This window comes from Mesorhizobium silamurunense, from assembly GCF_014843825.1.
GTDB classification, from domain to species: Bacteria; Pseudomonadota; Alphaproteobacteria; order Rhizobiales; family Rhizobiaceae; genus Mesorhizobium; species Mesorhizobium silamurunense.
In genome coordinates this window covers 1-17,537 of the sequence record NZ_JHQR01000061.1, presented here as the reverse complement: position 1 = coordinate 17,537, position 17,537 = coordinate 1, and the positions used below count along the sequence as shown (strand labels likewise).

Annotated in this window: 15 protein-coding genes and 3 pseudogenes; 3 read left to right on the top strand and 15 right to left on the bottom strand. The window is 59.7% G+C overall.

Annotation, left to right across the window (positions count from 1 at the left end; genetic code table 11):
* Positions 1-8: 8 nt before the first annotated feature.
* From DH10_RS06820 to DH10_RS06790, 8 genes and pseudogenes are all read right to left on the bottom strand, one after another.
* The gene (locus tag DH10_RS06820; protein WP_210325060.1) at positions 9-1,526 is read right to left on the bottom strand and encodes a phosphomannomutase/phosphoglucomutase; all 1,518 of its coding nucleotides are present in this window, start codon (positions 1,524-1,526) and stop codon (positions 9-11) included.
* Positions 1,527-1,840: 314 nt separating this feature from the next.
* Positions 1,841-2,854 carry a nodulation protein NodZ gene (locus DH10_RS06815; RefSeq protein ID WP_246811506.1) on the bottom strand — a complete coding sequence of 338 codons (1,014 nt, stop codon included), beginning with the start codon at positions 2,852-2,854 and terminating at the stop codon, positions 1,841-1,843.
* Positions 2,855-3,047: 193 nt separating this feature from the next.
* Positions 3,048-3,836 carry an ABC transporter permease gene (locus DH10_RS06810; RefSeq protein ID WP_192384533.1) on the bottom strand — a complete coding sequence of 263 codons (789 nt, stop codon included), beginning with the start codon at positions 3,834-3,836 and terminating at the stop codon, positions 3,048-3,050.
* A 3-nt stretch (positions 3,837-3,839) separates the two neighbouring features.
* Positions 3,840-4,754 carry a nodulation factor ABC transporter ATP-binding protein NodI gene (gene nodI / locus DH10_RS06805; protein ID WP_192246765.1) on the bottom strand — a complete coding sequence of 305 codons (915 nt, stop codon included), beginning with the start codon at positions 4,752-4,754 and terminating at the stop codon, positions 3,840-3,842.
* Between the two features lie 96 nt (positions 4,755-4,850).
* A pseudogene (locus DH10_RS36695) lies at positions 4,851-4,999 on the bottom strand (SAM-dependent methyltransferase); the annotation flags it as partial.
* Between the two features lie 11 nt (positions 5,000-5,010).
* Positions 5,011-6,339 carry a chitooligosaccharide synthase NodC gene (gene nodC / locus DH10_RS06800; RefSeq protein ID WP_192384531.1) on the bottom strand — a complete coding sequence of 443 codons (1,329 nt, stop codon included), beginning with the start codon at positions 6,337-6,339 and terminating at the stop codon, positions 5,011-5,013.
* A 15-nt stretch (positions 6,340-6,354) separates the two neighbouring features.
* Complete coding sequence (gene nodB / locus DH10_RS06795; RefSeq protein WP_192246761.1) at positions 6,355-7,011, bottom strand: chitooligosaccharide deacetylase NodB; 657 nt, start codon at positions 7,009-7,011, stop codon at positions 6,355-6,357.
* The gene (locus tag DH10_RS06790; RefSeq protein WP_192246759.1) at positions 7,008-7,598 is read right to left on the bottom strand and encodes a NodA family N-acyltransferase; all 591 of its coding nucleotides are present in this window, start codon (positions 7,596-7,598) and stop codon (positions 7,008-7,010) included. Before DH10_RS06790 ends, nodB begins: the two co-directional genes overlap by 4 nt.
* 306 nt (positions 7,599-7,904) lie before the next feature.
* Between DH10_RS06790 and DH10_RS06785 the strand changes: the two genes are divergently transcribed.
* Complete coding sequence (locus tag DH10_RS06785) at positions 7,905-8,849, top strand: LysR family transcriptional regulator (RefSeq protein WP_192246757.1); 945 nt, start codon at positions 7,905-7,907, stop codon at positions 8,847-8,849.
* 570 nt (positions 8,850-9,419) lie between these two features.
* Here DH10_RS06785 and DH10_RS06780 read toward each other — a convergent pair.
* From DH10_RS06780 to DH10_RS06770, 4 genes and pseudogenes are all read right to left on the bottom strand, one after another.
* The gene (locus tag DH10_RS06780; RefSeq protein ID WP_192246755.1) at positions 9,420-10,625 is read right to left on the bottom strand and encodes a beta-ketoacyl-[acyl-carrier-protein] synthase family protein; all 1,206 of its coding nucleotides are present in this window, start codon (positions 10,623-10,625) and stop codon (positions 9,420-9,422) included.
* Positions 10,626-10,904 (bottom strand): acyl carrier protein, encoded by a 279-nt coding sequence (locus tag DH10_RS06775; RefSeq protein WP_192246753.1) that lies wholly within the window; start codon positions 10,902-10,904, stop codon positions 10,626-10,628. It abuts the gene before it with no gap.
* 115 nt (positions 10,905-11,019) lie between these two features.
* A pseudogene (locus DH10_RS36690) lies at positions 11,020-11,132 on the bottom strand (polysaccharide deacetylase family protein); the annotation flags it as partial.
* Between the two features lie 15 nt (positions 11,133-11,147).
* A pseudogene (locus DH10_RS06770) lies at positions 11,148-11,386 on the bottom strand (GNAT family protein); the annotation flags it as partial.
* 161 nt (positions 11,387-11,547) lie between these two features.
* On the opposite strand from DH10_RS06770, the gene DH10_RS06765 reads away from it, so the two are divergent.
* Positions 11,548-12,492, top strand: a complete 945-nt coding sequence (locus DH10_RS06765) for a LysR family transcriptional regulator (protein WP_192384530.1) — start codon at positions 11,548-11,550, stop codon at positions 12,490-12,492.
* A gap of 14 nt (positions 12,493-12,506) precedes the next feature.
* Here the strand turns inward: DH10_RS06765 and DH10_RS06760 are convergent, their stop codons facing one another.
* The 3 genes from DH10_RS06760 to DH10_RS06750 form a co-directional block, all read right to left on the bottom strand.
* On the bottom strand, positions 12,507-13,301 hold the full coding sequence (locus DH10_RS06760) for a TIM barrel protein (RefSeq protein ID WP_192384528.1): 795 nt from the start codon (positions 13,299-13,301) through the stop codon (positions 12,507-12,509).
* A gap of 158 nt (positions 13,302-13,459) precedes the next feature.
* The gene (locus DH10_RS06755) at positions 13,460-14,491 is read right to left on the bottom strand and encodes a LacI family DNA-binding transcriptional regulator (protein ID WP_192246895.1); all 1,032 of its coding nucleotides are present in this window, start codon (positions 14,489-14,491) and stop codon (positions 13,460-13,462) included.
* Positions 14,492-14,835: 344 nt separating this feature from the next.
* Positions 14,836-16,134 carry a dicarboxylate/amino acid:cation symporter gene (locus DH10_RS06750; RefSeq protein ID WP_192384527.1) on the bottom strand — a complete coding sequence of 433 codons (1,299 nt, stop codon included), beginning with the start codon at positions 16,132-16,134 and terminating at the stop codon, positions 14,836-14,838.
* Positions 16,135-17,111: 977 nt separating this feature from the next.
* On the opposite strand from DH10_RS06750, the gene DH10_RS06745 reads away from it, so the two are divergent.
* Positions 17,112-17,528 (top strand): hypothetical protein, encoded by a 417-nt coding sequence (locus tag DH10_RS06745; RefSeq protein ID WP_246811505.1) that lies wholly within the window; start codon positions 17,112-17,114, stop codon positions 17,526-17,528.
* Positions 17,529-17,537 lie beyond the last annotated feature (9 nt).

The following is a 17,537-nucleotide window of genomic DNA, read 5'->3' as shown; positions in this document are numbered from 1 at the left end:
TCTCGCGCTCAGAAGGTCTGATTGTACGGGCCGACTTCGGGGCTGCGGCGCAGCACGGCATCGACGCCCTCGAACATCTGACGGCGCCGCTCGGACGATACTGGGCTCTCCACCACCACGACAAGCTCGGGCTTGTTTGACGACGCCCGCACCAGCCCCCAGGTGCCGTCCTCCGCGACGACGCGCACGCCGTTGACGGTGATCAGTTCGGCGATCCTCTGGCCGGCGAAGACCGTGCCATCCCGCTTCATCGCCTGAAAATCCGAGACGACACGCTCGACGACGCCATATTTCAAATCGTCCGCGCAATGCGGCGACATGGTGGGCGTGCCATAGGTAAGCGGCAGCGCGCGGTAGAGATCGGCCATCGAACTGTCCGGGCTGCGATCGAGCATCTGACAGATGGCGATGGCGGTGACCAGGCCGTCGTCATAGCCGCGGCCGATCGGTGCATTGAAGAAGAAATGGCCTGACTTTTCGAAGCCAGCGATGGCGCCGAGCTCGCCGACGCGCCGCTTGATATAGGAATGGCCGGTCTTCCAGTAGTCGGTGACGGCGCCGTTGGCCTCGAGCACGCTGTCAGTGGCGAATAGCCCCGTCGACTTGACGTCGACGACGAAGGTCGAGCCCGGATAGAGCCGCGAAATGTCACGCGCCAGCATGACACCGACCTTGTCGGCAAATATCTCGTTGCCTTCATTGTCGACCACGCCGCAGCGATCGCCGTCGCCGTCGAAGCCAAGCCCAACATCGGCTCCCGTCTCCAGCACCTTGTCGCGGATGGCATGTAGCATCTGCATGTCCTCCGGGTTGGGATTGTAGCGCGGAAATGTATGGTCGAGCTCGACATCGAGCGGGATCACCTCGCAGCCAATCCGCGCCAGCGTTTGTGTCGCAAAGGCGCCGGCGGTGCCGTTGCCACAGGCGGCAACCACCTTCAGCTTTCGCGCGATGCGCTTGTCCCTGGTCAGATCGTCGAGATAAATCTCGCGGAAACCGGAGACAAAATCATAGAAGCCGCCGCCGACAAGGTCGAAATCGCCGGCCAGCACGATCGCCTTCAGCGCGCCCATCTCTTCCGGACCGAAGGTCAGCGGACGTGCCGCGCCCATCTTGACGCCGGCCCAGCCGTTCTCGTTGTGCGAGGCGGTGACCATGGCGACGGACTGGGTATCGAGCGCGAACTGGGCGAAATAGGCCATCGGCGACAAAGCCAGGCCGATATCCTTGACCCTGGCTCCGGCGGCCATCAGCCCGGAGACCAGCGCCAGCTTGATCGACAGCGAATAAGAGCGGAAATCATGGCCGGTGACGATATCGGATGCGACGCCGAGACGCCGGATCAGCGTGCCGAGGCCCATGCCGAGTGCCTGGACGCCGATCAAATTGAGTTCCGGCGGTTCTGCCGCGCCCGGATGGCCGAACCACCAGCGCGCATCATACTCGCGAAACCCGGACGCCCTGACAAGCGCCGAGGTTTCGAACTCGAAGGTGTTGGGCCGGGCTTCGCCAATGGGCTTGATCATCACGGGTCAGGCTGCTCCAGGCAAACGCGATCGGAGTTCGACAAAAGTCAAAATGGCTCGCTCTCGCCTTCGACCTCTTTTGGCGGATCTTGGTGCCGCCGGAAACGAAAAGCGCCGAGGCCGATCGTGGAGAGCTTCATGCTTATGGCTATGGGCTTTTTCCTACCGCCAATCATCGCCCGCCAACGTCCAATCGAGCTAACTACCATTGCGGACGCTCCTTTCTTTCGGGGGCTGTCAAACCATTCAGCACGTTGATGCCGTCGAGGGGCGTCCGTCCGTCAGAACAACCTCCACGAAAGTGCCCAAGACTTTCACAAAGTCGGAAAATGTTCGGACGAGTTGTCAATGAAGATCAAACCACCCGGATCGTTTAGATCGAATTCAATAATACGTGGCACGAAGAGGCGGGCATAGCGCGAGAAGGCGCTACTCGGCGGGAAGCGAACCACGGTATCGCATCGCCCAAGGAGGTACATCTCGACGAGAGCAGAAAAACCGCCGTCAACGCCCAGCGCTGCGCTGTGTAATGGTCCGGCCCGATCCGCCTGGAATTGTTTTGGGATAGTGAAAAGATCGGGAAACACGCCCGACAAATCATGACGCACCTGCGCACTATCAGTACACAAGAACACCCTCACAGGTCTTGGATGCGGTAGCGCTTTAGCCTTGCGAATGGCTGTGCATACCTGCTGGAAGGCGAATTCCGGATCAGCCCAGTAGGGAGCGTGCTCCATAATGTCTTCGCCGTTGCCGTGCCGGACATGCACCCCGATTATGCTGTGCCCCTTGAAGTGCTCTTGATAGATGGCGTCAATCCGAGCTTCAATTTCAGGCCTCGGTTTGATACTCCGAAAAATCTGCCGTTCGGCATCCATATCGCAACGCCACATCAAGCAAGCATCACACACCACTGTGTTGGCTTCAGTATCATCTTGGGCTTCGAAAAGCTCTCTTAGCTCATCACGTTCTCGAAAAATCTGTTCATCAGGGCGGCAAACGCAGTCGATCGATGACTTATTCCACCACGGCGGAAAGAAAGGCCCAGGGAATGAGAACTGGTTGATCTGGTCATCGCAAATAACCGGTACGCCAGCGATGTCTTGAATTTGCTCGAAGAACACCGGAAACGCATTGCTGAAGGGCTGATCGAGATAACAGGAGCCACGCCAATCTATTGCCAGCGTCCGCCCCGTCCGCTTAGCGTAGGACCAAGCTGCCGCCAGAGACCACAAGCAATCACCGAAACCGGTACGTCGTCGCGAGACAACGAACCGATCCTCGCCCGATCCAATCAGTGATCGTGGTTTTAGCATCTCGTTCTCCATTTATCGTCATACATAACCTCGAAGACCTCCGGTGAGGCTGACTTTCCCGCTGGCGATGCCGTACGTCAGCTGCAACACGAGCTAGCGTCTTCGAAGTGCTTGCGGCGAATGGTCAGCTATCGACGGATGATCATGCGACTCCGCAGCGAACTTCGTGGCACTGCATCACGGAATGTCCTTCGCTCTCGGAATCTCAACGCATCAGGCGCCGGCGAAGCAGCACCATCGAGAGGAAGAACGGCAACACCGCGTACAGGCAAAGCGCACTGATATGCAGGGCAATGCCGCCAGCCGGGCGATCAAGCATTTCCGGACGAATAAGGTCGATCGAATGTGCCAGCGGCAAAAAGTGCGCTGCCTGCTGAAAGGGACCTGACAATTGGGTGACCGGGAAGACCGCGCCTGACAGGAACAGCATGGGTGTGAGGACGAGCGACTGGTAGAATACAAAATAGTGGTAACTGGGCGCAAGCGCGGTGACGACCATCGCCAGGCTCGCAAAGGCGAACCCAGTGAGCGCTACGGCTGGTAGCACATATAGCAGGGACGGCCACGCCGCATAGCCCACCACGGCGGCGACGATCGCAATTGCCGTGCCGGCCAAAAAGGCCTTGGTGGCTGCCCACGCCAATTCACCGAGAACGATATCGCCGAGAGTAAGTTGTGTGTACAGGATTGCTTCCCAGATGCGCTGATGGTGCATGCGAGGGTAAGCCGCATAAATTGTTTCGAAGGTCGACGCGGTCATCGCGCTCGTCGCGACCATACCGGCTGCCAAAAAAGCAACGTAGGACGCATCTTCCACGCGACCTACCATCATTCCGAGGCCAGTACCAAGTCCGAAAAGATAGATCATAGGATCGGCGAGGTTACCGAGCATTGACGCAAGTGCGATCTTCTTCCACGACAGATAGTTGCGGCGCCACACCGCAACCCAGTTCCACGCGTTGGCGGGTAGAGCCGCTGCATAACCTTCACTCATCGCTCACTTCTCCATCTCGCGTCCGGTCAGCCGCAAGAAAACGTCCTCCAGATTAGGTGGACGCTCTAGAAGCCGCAGCCCCGCGCGCCCGCGTAGTTGGACGCGCACCTGCTCCGGATCGGGCGTATAGCAAAAGAGCGTCTCGCCGCTCACCTCGATGCGCTGAACGTATGGCCTGATCAGCGAACTCAGCTCCTGCGGATTGCCACCAAAGATCTCGATGACGTTGCTTCCGATATGCTCCTCAATCAGGGCATGAGGGCTGCCCTCGGCGATGTTGCACCCATGCTCGAGTACGCACAGCCGATCGCACAGCCGCTCAGCCTCTTCCATAAAGTGGGTGGTCAAAATGATCGTCTTGCCGCGCGCCAGCAGGAAACGCAGACGCTCCCAGATCAGGTGGCGCGCGTGCGGGTCGAGGCCGGTCGTCGGTTCGTCCATTACGAGTAGCTGCGGGTCGTTGATCAACGCGCGTGCCAGAGTCAGGCGCCGCTTCATGCCGCCGGATAGTTCGCCGACCCGTGCATCCGCCTTGCTCTCAAGGCGGGCGAACTCGAGCAGTGATGGGATGACCGCTTTAATCGCGCGTGTGCTCATGCCGAAGTAGCGCCCGAATACCAACAGGTTTTCGCGGACCGTGAATTCCAGGTCAAGATTGTCGAACTGTGGAACCACGCCGATGCCCCTGCGTGCCAAGCGAGCCTGTGCCGGCACTGGCACTCCGAGCACCGTGATCTTACCCGCGTCAGGCCGCGTCATGCCGAGGACCATACGCGCAATCGTGCTTTTGCCCGCACCGTTCGGCCCCAGCAGGCCGAAGCACTCTCCCGACGCAACGGTGAGCGACAGCCCGTTCACAATGACCTTATTGCCAAATGACTTCGTCACGCCGTTAAGGTCGATTGCTACGTTGGACATGCGTTCATCTCTGCTGAGAGGAGCCGTTCAGCCGGCGGGAGCTCACTTGCGAGCGTTCTGGAGAGGAGGCCTTCGCTGTGGCGGCCTTGGGAAGGGCGACAGCCCGAGCATTTGTGTGAGACGCTCCCGCTCTACGGATTGCCGTCGAGCCGCCACGGATCGTCTGCGGCCACTTCCCGCTCTAACAATTGAAATATTGTCCAGGTCACGACTTGTGTCCTACGCAGTACACCATCACTCGCCACTGAAAACGCTCTCAGACTCCACCAACCTTGAAGAACCGCGCATCCGTCCTGCGAGTTGAGTGAGCAACTTCCGAGCCTCCTGTAGCGTTTGGTCTGGCGATCGGATCTTTGATGAGGATCTGCCTTTCTCCTCCATTGGGTAGGGTGGCCGCCTTGCGCGACAGCCAATCGCTGTTGCTCAATGTGCACAACGCATAGGCTTTCAGAGGGAGTAAGAGAAAGACGTTGATGAATGTGTGTAGAGAAAAACCGAGAAATCGAAGTTGGCGGGCACGAAACGCTGCCACGCTGCACCGAATGATGGTCATGGATGCAATCATCAGGACTGCCGACCAAGGCACTGTGCCTTTCAGTGCGAACTGCGCGAGGCCAGCCAGTACCGACAGGGCGAGCAACAGCGGGCCGAGATTCTGTCCGACCACATCCAGCGTTAGATAACGATCGAGGCTTGGCAATAGACGCAGCGCAAGCAACGTGTCCCGAAATGTGCTCCGCGCCCAGCGAAGTTGTTGGCGCAGATACGGCCCTAGCCGATCCGGAACGATCGTTGCGGCGATGGCGTCGGGAACGTATTCGGTTCGAAGGCCTGCTTTCAGCATGAGGATTGTGAGATGGCGATCCTCACCGAAGTCGCTTGGCTTCCCCCGAAACAGTTGCGTCTCGTACTGATCCAACAGCAAAACGAGTGCGGAGCGACGGTACATCGCACATGGGCCGCAGCAGCACATAACGGCACCAAAGCGAGCCTGTGCCGCTCGCTCCTCATTGCAGGCCAGCCAGTACTCCATATCGATCAACCGGGTCAGCCAGGTGTCGCTCCGGTTGCTGGCCGCCAACTGGCCCATTGCCGCGCCGACGGCTGGATCCTGCATCTTGAGTGCAAGCTTTGCTACGACGTCGGACGCGAGTATCGTATCCGAGTCCACGTTGAGCACCAAATCTCCAGATGAGCGGCGTATCGCGACGATCTGCGCTTTGCGTTTGCCAACATTCTTCTCGAGTAAAATGAAGCTGAATCTTGGGTCGCCGGCAAAGGCACCGTGTACCGGTACGACAACGTCGCGATTTGCAGAACCGTCATCAACCACATAGACCCGCAGTTTTCCGGCGTATTGTTGGCTTGCAATGGACGCCAGGCACGCCGAGAGCGCGCGCGGATCCTCGTTGAAGGAGGGAACGATGACATCCACGCTCGGCAGAGGGTCGAAACCGACCAATTCATCCGACATCGGAGAACGGTCCATCGGCAAAGCATAAGCCATCTGCATGCTTTTGTAGGCAGCCGAGAGCAGTGCATAGCACGAGACGGCGACAGTACTGGCTGTGGCAAGCAGGTCCATAGGATCTCGCAATTTTCAATGATGTTGTGGAAGGGCGCGAATTTCGTATCCGCGGGCGTTTAATGCCGGAATCAGCTGGGACAGCGCCTTGGCGGTCTGGTCGCGCAGACTGGCTTGAGTGCTGGGTCTCAACTCGTCGGGCGGGCAACCGTCGTGCAGGAGCACGATTGCACCCGGCCGGACAGAGGCGAGCACTGCGTCGACAATCGCGTCGGTGCCGGGGCGAGACCAGTCTCGCGGGTCTACAGACCAATGAAGTGCCGCCAGCCCGGCGATCTCTGACGCTGTGAATACTTCTTCGCTCCAGGCGCCGTAGGGCGCGCGAAGGAAGCGTACCGAGGCCTGTGGACACGCCATGCTGATGGCGCCGTTCGCTTCAAAGATTTCACGGCGCACTTCGCCGAAGCCGCATTTGCACAGATCCGGATGAGTCATCGTGTGGTTACCCACCTCGTGCCCTTCTGCGATCATTCGTTGGACTAGATCCGGGTGCTCTACGGCGTAGGTGCCGATGACGAAGAACGTCGCCGGCACCCGATTTTGCGCCAGAACATCGAGGATCTGCGGTGTGAAAAATGGATTGGGACCGTCGTCAAACGTGAGATAAACGGTGCGACGGCCGGTGCTAGCCCATTCACTCGGCACTTCGCTAATGTAGTCCAGATGTATCATAGCTCCGGACCGTTCCGATCAATCAGGGTGCCGGACGGCCACTCGCTCATCGAGCGTCCAATCGGCGTAACCAGGACGAGCACGTCCTCCAGGCGGGTGGGCGGCAGGTCGGGATACACTTCTGGATGGGTCGAACGCACGGGAATGCCCGACAAAATGGTCGCCAGACCGCCTCGGCAGAACCTCTCAACATGGTTCCGCAGTGCGTGCCGGACCGTGCCGAAAGCGAATGGAACCCCAAGCTGCTGCAGCACTGGATACACAAACTGCATTGAAAAGCTGATTCCGAGTCCTTCAAGATCCGAACGCACCCCGTACAACCCCAGTTCGGCCACTAACAGATCGACCTCGCCAACCTTGATGAAGCGGCGCAGTATGCCAATGTGAGCCGCTATGCCGTGCGCGTCGTAGCCGATTGTGCGGAGTTCTGGCCTCGCACCGGCCCAACTACGGCCGCCTTCGAACGGCGTTGCGTTGGAGGCCCCAGTCCGTCCATAGTTCTTTCGGAAGAAGTCGGAGAGTTCGACATGGTCAGCCAGTTGCAACTCGTTTTCCCAGCACAACCTCCACCGCACGTCAGAGCGCATAGAAAGACCTCGTGTTTGTTGGAATCTTTTGAGGTAAGCGCCTACGCATCGAGGAGCTTCTCGCGTCGAGCCGACGCGATGTAGCTTGCGCGGATCACCGAAGAACCTAGTCGCAATGGACATGCGATCTCGGTTGATGTTCGGCGCACGCCTGAGGGCGTGCGCCAGAAAATGCTCCTCGGAGCCAACGCAAACATTGAAAAACTTCCTTTAGGGCTTCCTTGAATTCTCCCTATGCGACGTTCTGAAATATCGGTAAAATCGTTTGTTTCAATGAAATGCATCCACGCTATGGATAGCTAAGACATGCGTTTCAAAGGGCTCGATCTGAACCTTCTCGTCGTGCTCGACGCGCTGCTGAGCGAGCGCGGCCTCACGGCGGCGGCGCGCCGCATCAACCTAAGTCAGCCGGCCATGAGTGCGGCCGTCGCCCGGCTGCGTGACTTTTTCCACGATGAACTATTTTCGATGAGCGGCCGCGAACGCATTCTGACACCGCGTGCGGAAGCACTCGCCCCCGCCGTTCGCGACGCACTCCAGCGCATCCAGAGCTCGATTATTTCTTGGGATCCGTTTAACCCGGCTCAATCCGATCGCCGCTTCAGGATCATTGTTTCCGATTTCGTCACACTCGTGTTTCTTGAAAAGGTCGTCGAGCGGGTTGCACGGGAAGCGCCCGCCGTCAGCTTCGAATTGCTGCCTCTCGACGACAGCCCCGATGAGCTTCTCCGGCGCGGTGATGTCGATTTTCTAATTCTTCCGGAATTGTTCATGTCGAGCGCGCATCCAAGAATGCCGCTGTTCGACGAAACGCTCGTGTGCGTGGGCTGCGCCGCGAACAAACAGCTGCCGCGGCAGCTTACGTTCGAGAGATACATGTCGATGAAGCACGTCGTGGTCAAGTTCGGGCGTATGCTGAAGCCCTCCATCGAGGAATGGTTTTTGCTTGAGCATGGTCTTAAGAGACGTGTCGAGGTCGCCGTCCAAGGCTTCAGCATGATCCCGCCGATGGTGTCAGGCACAGATCGTATAGCGACCATGCCCTTGCGGCTGGTCAAGCATTTCGAAAAAACGTTCCCCCTGCAGATCGTCGACCTTCCGCTGCCACTTCCCGGATTTACCGAGACCCTCCAATGGCCGGCCCTTCACAACAGCGATCCGGCAAGCATCTGGATGCGGGAGATAATGTTGCAGGAGGCGTCCCGCATGGCTACTCCAAGCAAGACCCCGGGACGTCGTACGCGCTCCTAGATTTACTCAGCGCCTCACGCCGACTCTCATGTTCCCTATCAAGACTGAGGTCGAGAGATCGGCTGCTCGGCAGGTGTTGCGAGCGGTCGGATCGGCTGAAGCTGCACGCGGCGAGAAGTGGAGCTCAGAACGACGGTTGATCAGACTCTCATCCGTGGGTTGGGTACCGCCTTCCGTGTCTTCAGCTCTGGCCTTGGTCTAGGAGCGGAGTTATGCGGAACGGGCGCCGGGCGGACTGGCTCGGCACATAATCACCGACGGGAGTTCCCCACCGTGGCTCCGCCCTCGGCGCTGGGTCGCATGTTGGCCCGAGACCGCTTTGATGGCGAGGCCCTCGCCCGATGGCCCACAATGAGGGGCCATCTCATGCACGATCTCGGGCCAGGACCATCGGTGGCTTCTTGGCGCGCCTATAGCTATCCTAGGGCCGGCCCTGGGCCGTCCCGACATAAGTCGCGTTAAGTTTGGACCCTCGAGCCAAACCCGCAGGGCTCGCTTACCTTGAGGGGTAGCAGCACGTCCGAGCACAAGCATCTGGATCCGAGATGTTGGAGGAGGCATCTCGCATGGCTACACCTGCCTGAATGCCAGAACCGCGTTCGTGCCGCCAAACGCGAAGGAGTTGCTCAGTGCCACGCGCACCTTGCGCTCGCGTGGCACATTGGGCGTGACGTCGAGATCGCAATCGGGGTCCAGCTCACGATAATTGGCCGTCGGCGGCACGACGCCCTCGCGGATCGCCATCACGCAGGCGATCATTTCGATCGCGCCGGACGCGCCGAGGCAATGCGCGTGCATGGACTTGGTAGAAGAGATGGACATTGAATAGGCGTGCTGACCGAAGACGCGCTTGATCGCCGCCGTCTCGATCTGATCGTTGGCCTTGGTGCCGGTGCCGTGGGCGTTGAGATAGTCGACATCCTCGGCATTGAGGCCGGCCTCGGCAAGGCAGGCGCGCATTGCTGCCTCCGGCCCCTCGACAGTCGGCGCGACGATGTCGGAGGCATCGGCGGAAAGGCCGATGCCGGCGATCTCGGCAAGGATCGTGGCACCACGCCCGGCGGCATGCTCATAGCTTTCCAGCACGGCCATGCCCGAACCCTCGGCGAGCACCAGTCCCTGTCTGTCGGCGGAGAAGGGCCGGCAAGTATCGGGCGAAAGCACGCGGATCGATTCCCATGCCTTCAGCACACCCCATATGAGCGGCGCTTCGCTGCCGCCGGCAAGCATCACGTCGGCCCGGCCGAGCCTGATCTGGTCCACCGCGGAGGCAATCGCATGGTTGGACGATGCACAGGCGGACGTGACGCCGAAGACCGGCCCGCGCAGGCCGAGATTCATGCTGACCTGGCTGGCGGCGGCGCCCGGCATCGTCTTGGGTACAGTCAAGAGGGCGGCACGCTTACCGCCGAGAAGCATGGCGCGGTAGGTTTGCTCGATCGTATCCCAGCCGCAGCCGCCAACGCCCACCGTCGCACCGAAGCGATAGGGATTTCCTTCATCGCAGGAAAGTCCGGCCTGTTGCATGGCTTCGTGCGCTGCAAGCACGGCGAGCAAGCTGAAGCGGTCCATGGAGACGAGCCGCCCGCGGTCGATGTCGTGCTCCGGCAACGCCTTGATCTCGGCGCCGATCCTGACCCGCAATTCATGGAGCTCGGAGTTGACGATTGGGCCGATGGCGGAGCGGCCTTCGCGCATCTCTCTCCAAATGGCGGCGGCGTCGGTCCCAAGCCCGCAAAGCCCGCCGATCCCAGTAATCACGACGCGCCTGTCCATTCACGCCCCCTTGGCGAGCAAGCCGCGCACGGCTTCCACCATGTCGCCGACATTCTGGAGATCCGACCAGGCCTCGGACGTATTCATCTCGATCTTGATGCCGTAGGCCTGCTCGAGGTCCCAGAGAACGTCCGCCAATCCCAGTGAATCGATACCGAGCGAAGTCAGTCCCGTGGCAGCCGTTATCTCGCCGCCCGAGGCAGGCGCTATGTTGCCGCCCTCCGATGCGGCGCGCTTCTTGATCATTGCGATTATTTCGTTGGTCAGTTGATCAGCCATCTTGTTCCTTTCCAGCTTGCGTTTTCGACCTGGCTCAATGCCTGAGCCGCGCCGTGTTGCGAAAATTGCCCCTCACCAGCTTGTGCGGCTCACCAAGACCAACTGCTTAGGGAGACCGGATGAGTTTGGGCTGGTCTGCGGCGTAGGCACGATGACGAAGAACGCCGCGGGCACCCGATGTTGCGCCAGCACATCGAGCATCTCCGGTGTGCAAAGTTGATTGGGACCGTGTCCGATCTAGCCAATCATGATGAAGCGGCGCAGCATGCCAATGTGGGCGCTATGCCGTGCGCGTCGTAGCCGATTGTACGGAATTCCGGCCTCGCACCGGCCCAACTGCGGCCGCCTTCGAACGGCTTCGCGTCGAAGGCGCCAGTCCGTCCATAGGTCTTTCGGAAGAAATCGGAGAGTTCGACATGGTCGGCCAGTTGCAACTCGTTTTCCCAGCACAACCTCCACCGCCACCGCGCGTCGGAGCGCATGGAAAGATTTCTCCTTTCGGGCTCTTTTTAACGCACTCGTCACGCGATAGAGGCAGTGGGTGATCGGTGCGCGTCAGATGCTGTTGTCAATGTAGGATTTAGGAAGATTGATAAAATCGTTTGTTTCGATGAAACGCATTCACGCTATGGATACCTAAGACATGCGTTTCAAAGGGCTTGATCTGAACCTTCTCGTCGTGCTCGACGCGCTGCTGAGCGAGCGCGGCCTCACGGCGGCGGCACGCCGCATCAACCTAAGTCAGCCGGCCATGAGTGCGGCCGTCGCCCGGCTGCGTGACTTTTTCCACGATGAACTATTTTCGATGAGCGGCCGTGAACGCATTCTGACACCGCGTGCGGAAGCACTCGCCCCCGCAGTTCGCGACGCACTGCTGCACATCCAGTGCTCGATTATTTCTTGGGATCCGTTTAACCCGGCTCAATCCGATCGCCGCTTCAGGATCATTGTTTCCGATTTCGTCACACTCGTGTTTTTTGAAAAGGTCGTGGAGCGTGTTGCACGGGAAGCACCCGGCGTCAGCTTCGAATTGCTGCCTCTCGACGACAGCCCAGATGAGCTTCTCCGGCGTGGTGATGTCGATTTTCTAATTCTTCCGGAATTGTTCATGTCGAGCGCGCATCCAAGAATGGCGCTGTTCGACGAGACGCTCGTGTGCGTGGGCTGCCCTACGAACAAGCAGCTGCCACGGCAGCTTACATTCGAGAGATACATGTCGATGAGGCACGTTGCGGTTAAGTTCGGGCGTATGCAGAAGCCCTCCATCGAGGAATGGTTTTTGATTGAGCATGGTCTTAAGCGACGTGTCGAGGTCGCCGTCCAAGGCTTCAGCATGATACCGCCTATGGTCTCAGGCACAGCTCGTATAGCGACCATGCCCTTCCGGCTGGTCAAGCATTTCGAAAAAACGTTCCCCCTGCGGATCGTCGACCTTCCGCTGCCACTTCCCGCATTTACCGAAGCCGTCCAATGGCCGGCCCTTCACAACAGTGATCCGGCAAGCATCTGGATGCGGGAGATACTGTTGCAGGAGGCGTCCCGCATGGCTACTCCAAGCAAGACCCCGGGACGTCGCGGCCGCTCCTAAATCTGCCCAGCGCCTCACACCGGCACTCGCGTCAATAGCTCGTGTCGGATGAGATCGATGCTGGCGGCAAGTGTGCCTGCGAGGTCGTCCAGCGCGTGGACTTCCTCGACTAGCTCGAACGAGAAGGGACCGGCATAGCCGCCATCAAGCAGCGCCCGGATTTGGCTGCCATTGTCGGAACCTCCCAGGACGCGATCCGGGTAAACCCAGAAGGTCGGATCGTTCACACCTGAAATGTGCACGAGACCGGTCAACTCGCAGGAGAAGAAAGTCTCCCCGGCGAGTGTGTGGTGAAAGGTGTCGTGCACGAGGCGGAAGGCGGACTTGCCATCAACCGCGGTAATGGCCTTAGCCGCTTCCTCCTTCGATCGCAGCGAGCAGGTCCGGAAGCCCAGCGGCTCGACAAGACCGATCAAACCGCGCGACTGGAGGATCGGCTTGAGCGCGCTTAAGGCGACGGGCAGGTTCCCGGGGCGCTCGCCGTTCGCGAAACACGAACCGTCATTGACCGGCACCAGCACGAGCGCCTTCGCCCCGCAGTCAGCTGCATAATCGGCGAGATTGCTCGCCTCGGCCTGACGCGCGGGAGTCCACTCATTGAAGCGCTGCAAGGCGTTGACAGAGATAATCGTAACGCCCGCCTCAGCGGCGGCAGACCGGACGTCCGCAGCCGGCATGCCAGTAGCAAAAGAATTGCTGAACAGAACGTCGGTCAGACCCTGGTCGCGGGCAAGCGCGAAAAATGCCCGAACATCAAGTCGGGAGCCCGCCAAGTGGTCGAGCGCAAAGCGGGGCGATGCCTGGCGCATGGCTTGGGTTTTCCTTTCATGAAGTGCGACCGCCGTTCTCAGCTGTTCGGCTCCTGCCGCGAGGCGCTCGTTGATTCAACAGACCGGAATGATAGTCAATCGAGCTTTCTTTCATTTGTGAAAGGAAACTCGACGCCTATGATAGAATCCATCAGTCTTCATATATTTTCCGGCAGATGGATGTCGAACGGCAGAAATGTCTGCCCCGGCGTCTCCACCGTGCCGGTCTCGATGGCCCGCGCCATCAGCGTCATCAGCTCCTGGCAAAGCCGATGCAGTGGCGTGGCGACAGCCATCGTGATGATATTATCTGCGAGCGCCGCCCGTGACTCCGGCGTGATTTCATTCACGATCGCGACGAGATTCTGACCTTTACCCTCTTCCCGGAGCGCAGTGATGGCGCCCTCCATGCCCCCGCCGGCCACATAGAAGCCGACGAGCTCGGGTTCCCTCTGCATGAGATCGAGTGTCGATTCGTAGGTGATCTGCCGTTTCTCTAGGTTCACGAGCGGATCGAGCACCTCGAATGTCGGCGCGTTCTCACGGCAATAGGAACGAAAGCCGAGGTCCCGGAGCTCGTGCCCTTGGAAACGGTGGCTGCCGACAAACACCGCCACCTTTCCGGGCCGTTTTGCGATCTTGGAAAGCATCCAAGCGGCCGTTCGCCCCACCTTGCGGTTGTTAAGGCCGATATAGCCCTGACGCACGCCGGCGGCGAAGTCCGAAAGCAGCGAGAAAACCGGAATGCCTTTGGCCTTGAGCTCCTCTACCGCTGCTGTAATCTTCGGGTGGTCCGGTGCCACCATGGCAATAGCGTGGCAGCGCGCGCCCAAATCCTCAAGCAGCGCAATCAGGTCACCCGGGACATTTGACGGCGCGAATTCGATGAGCGGAATGCCGTGGAAGGACTGGGCCAAACTAACCGACGCTTCGACCTCGCGCGCGAAGTCTTGGTAGAAATGCTGGGCCGGTTTTCTCAAGATGAAGCCCAGCCGATAGCGCGGCAGGTCCCGCTGCAAGCGCTGCTTGATGAGACCGGCAGCATGATAGCCGATGGCGTGGGCGGCCTCGTGGACCCGCCGCGCAGTCTCGTCCCGCACCGGATGACGAGCGTTCAGAACGCGATCGACCGTTGCCACGCTGACTCCGGCTTCGCGGGCGATATCGGTAATTGTGGGGCGCTTGGTCATGGGTCCAATTCTGATTTGTTTCAACGCCAGGTGACCCTCTGTCATCCAGCGCGTCTCGGCGAAGGTTCCGGGCGGCAGAGTGAAGATGTCCGCATACTCCATGATCGACGGCGTATGCGACGAACAGCAATCCAAGCGTAGCCGGGCGCGTATCGATGTACAGGTCGTTTGCTTAGAGAGCCCCTAATTTTGCACTTACCGCATTTAGCGCTTCTGATTTCATCGCCCCGTGAGGTGCTGTTTCAAGCCTGCGAGCCGATCGTTCGGTGCTTGTGACCAGCCCGGCGACTTAATAGGTCGCGAAGCTGTGACTTACTCGGCGGGCGTGGCCGATTTAATGCCCATCAAACTCGATGACCGCAGAAGGTGGCTTTCATCTGCGCTTGATCCAATTCGCCTTCCCAGCGGGCGACGACGAGCGATGCCACCGCGTTGCCGACGACATTCGTCAGCGCCCGGCATTCGGACATGAAGCGGTCGACGCCAAGGATCAGCGCCATGCCAGCAACGGGAACGCTGGGTACTACGGCGAGCGTAGCGGCCAGCGTGATGAATCCCGCACCTGTTACACCTGCTGCACCCTTCGAGGAAAGCATCGCAACGAGCAGCAGGAGGACCTGATCGCCAATCGACAGATCGGTGTTCGTCGCCTGGGCGATGAAGAGGGCCGCCAGCGTCATGTAGATATTGGTGCCGTCCAGATTGAAGGAATATCCGGTCGGGATGACGAGACCCACGACCGAACGCTTGGCGCCGGCCTTCTCCATCTTCTCCATGAGCGAGGGCAGCGCGGCCTCCGAGGAGGACGTTGCGAGCACAAGCAGCAGCTCTTCCTTGATGTAGCGGATGAGAGAAAAGATCGAGAAGCCGTTGTAACGACAGACTGCGCCGAGAACGCCGAACACGAAGAGGAAGGCGGTGAAATAGAACGTCGCGACCAGCATCGCGAGGTTGACGATCGACCCGATGCCATATTTGCCGGTCGTGAAGGCCATGGCGCCGAAAGCGCCGATCGGGGCGGCCTTCATCAGCAGGCTGACGAGCTTGAAAATGGGGGCGATCAGCGCCTGAAGGAAGGAAACGACAGGCTTGCCCGTCTCTCCGACCATGGCCAGGGCGATACCGAACAGAACCGAGAAGAACAGGACCTGCAGGATGTCGCCTTGCGCAAAGGCACCGACGATCGTTGGCGGGATGATGTTCATCAGGAAGCCGGTGAGGGACTGCTCGTGGGCCTTTGCGGCATAGCTATTCACGGCCTGGACATCGAGCGAGGCCGGATCGATGTTGAGGCCGGCGCCAGGCTGAACGACATTGGCGACGACAAGGCCCACGATCAGTGCCAGCGTCGAGAAGGTGAGGAAATAGACCATCGCCTTGCCGGCAACTCGGCCAACCTTCTGGAGATCGTTCATGCCGGCGATGCCGGTCGCAATTGTCAGGAAGATGACAGGCGCGATGATCATCTTGACAAGCTTGATGAAGGCATCACCGAGCGGCTTCACGCTTTCGCCGATCCCCGGATAGAAATGGCCGAGGGCGACGCCAAGGGCGATGGCGGCAAGCACCTGCACGTAAGGCTTGGCGTAGAAGGCCTTGCGAGGCGCGGCGCCCGCGCTGCGGACATGTGGAGCTAACACCATTTCTCTCCCCAACCGGATAGGGGCCGGGCTCTTCTTCCCATCCCAGGCTTCTCCCATCGCGGCGCTCCGGTCGAACGCTGCTGCCATGCCGGCCGCAAGTGCCGTGCCAAAATGAGGACCTGCGCCAGTCACGCCCTTTCCCGGTTTCGGTCATCTCGCGCCAGTGGCCATGTGCGGATTTCCGCACCGGCTGCCTTCACTCGGGGCGGAATTCCACACTAAGGTTCGCCATAGCGGTCGGGTCTGAAGAATGCGGTGGCACATGACGGGAGTGACAACGGCGCCTTACAGCAGCTCGCCTTTTGATGTTCCCTGGCAGATCGGCCGCCGGTCGACCTCTCTGGCGTGCGGTTTTGCTCACACTTCTTGGTGGCCCCCTCGGTTTTGTCGTCTTTGGGACGGGCCGCGTTGCCGGCACCAGAGCGTAGTATTCTCTACGCGAGCGTGCTCTTGCCATCCCCGCAATCGACAGTTTGAAAGGAGACGTCGAAAGGCACAGATGGCTTCCGGTGGGCCTGACCGCGACGGTGCGGTTCAAGAGATGCTTATAGTCCGAGGCACTGCCAAGGAAGCCGCGCTTGCGACAAGCTTTGCGACATCGCCTCGTCCACATCTTCACATTGACCCAATGACGGTTGTCGCGAGCAACGCCGGCGAGCCGACCGTGTCGTCGGGTCCGGATGCCGCTTCCGATCACTTCACGGTGATGGCGAACGGCACAGCCACGCAACACCTCTGCACGGTCATTGCGCCAAACACCGCGGAGACGCTGGGGCGACATGGGTGTTGTTCGACTTCTATCTGCTCGACGACAGATAGCTCTGAGGGAATTCTATCATGGGCGTTGAGTTTCCTGTCACAAATGAAAGAAAGCTCGGTTGACTGGCAACCCTCATTCCGGTCTGCTGAATCAACGTGCGGTTGCGCCCGGCAGAAGCCTAGAACGGGGCCACACTTCAACGAAGGAGAGCCAAGCCATGCGTCAGGTATCGCCTCGCTTTGCATTCAACTACATGGCGGCGCCACGACTTGATGTTCGGACCTTTTTTGCGCTTGCCCGTGACCAAGGCCTTTTCAGCAATCCTATAGCAAGCGGCATGCCGGCTGCGGAAGTCCGGTCTGCCGCCACCGAGGTCGGCGTCTCGATTATCTCTGTCAACGCCTTGCAGCGCTTCAATGCGTGGCCTCCCGCGCGCAGGCCAGCTCGCCGATTACGCCGCGGCCTGCGGGGAGAAGACGCTGGTCCTGGTCAACGACGGCTCGGGCGACAATGCTATTTGCCGAGAGCGTTTACGCGCCCGACGACGTCGCAGGCGCAAATGCCGCGAGCATTGATTTCGCGGCGCGAGATCGAGGATGACATGGAGGATGACATGCTAGTGGATGGAATCTAACACTTGGTG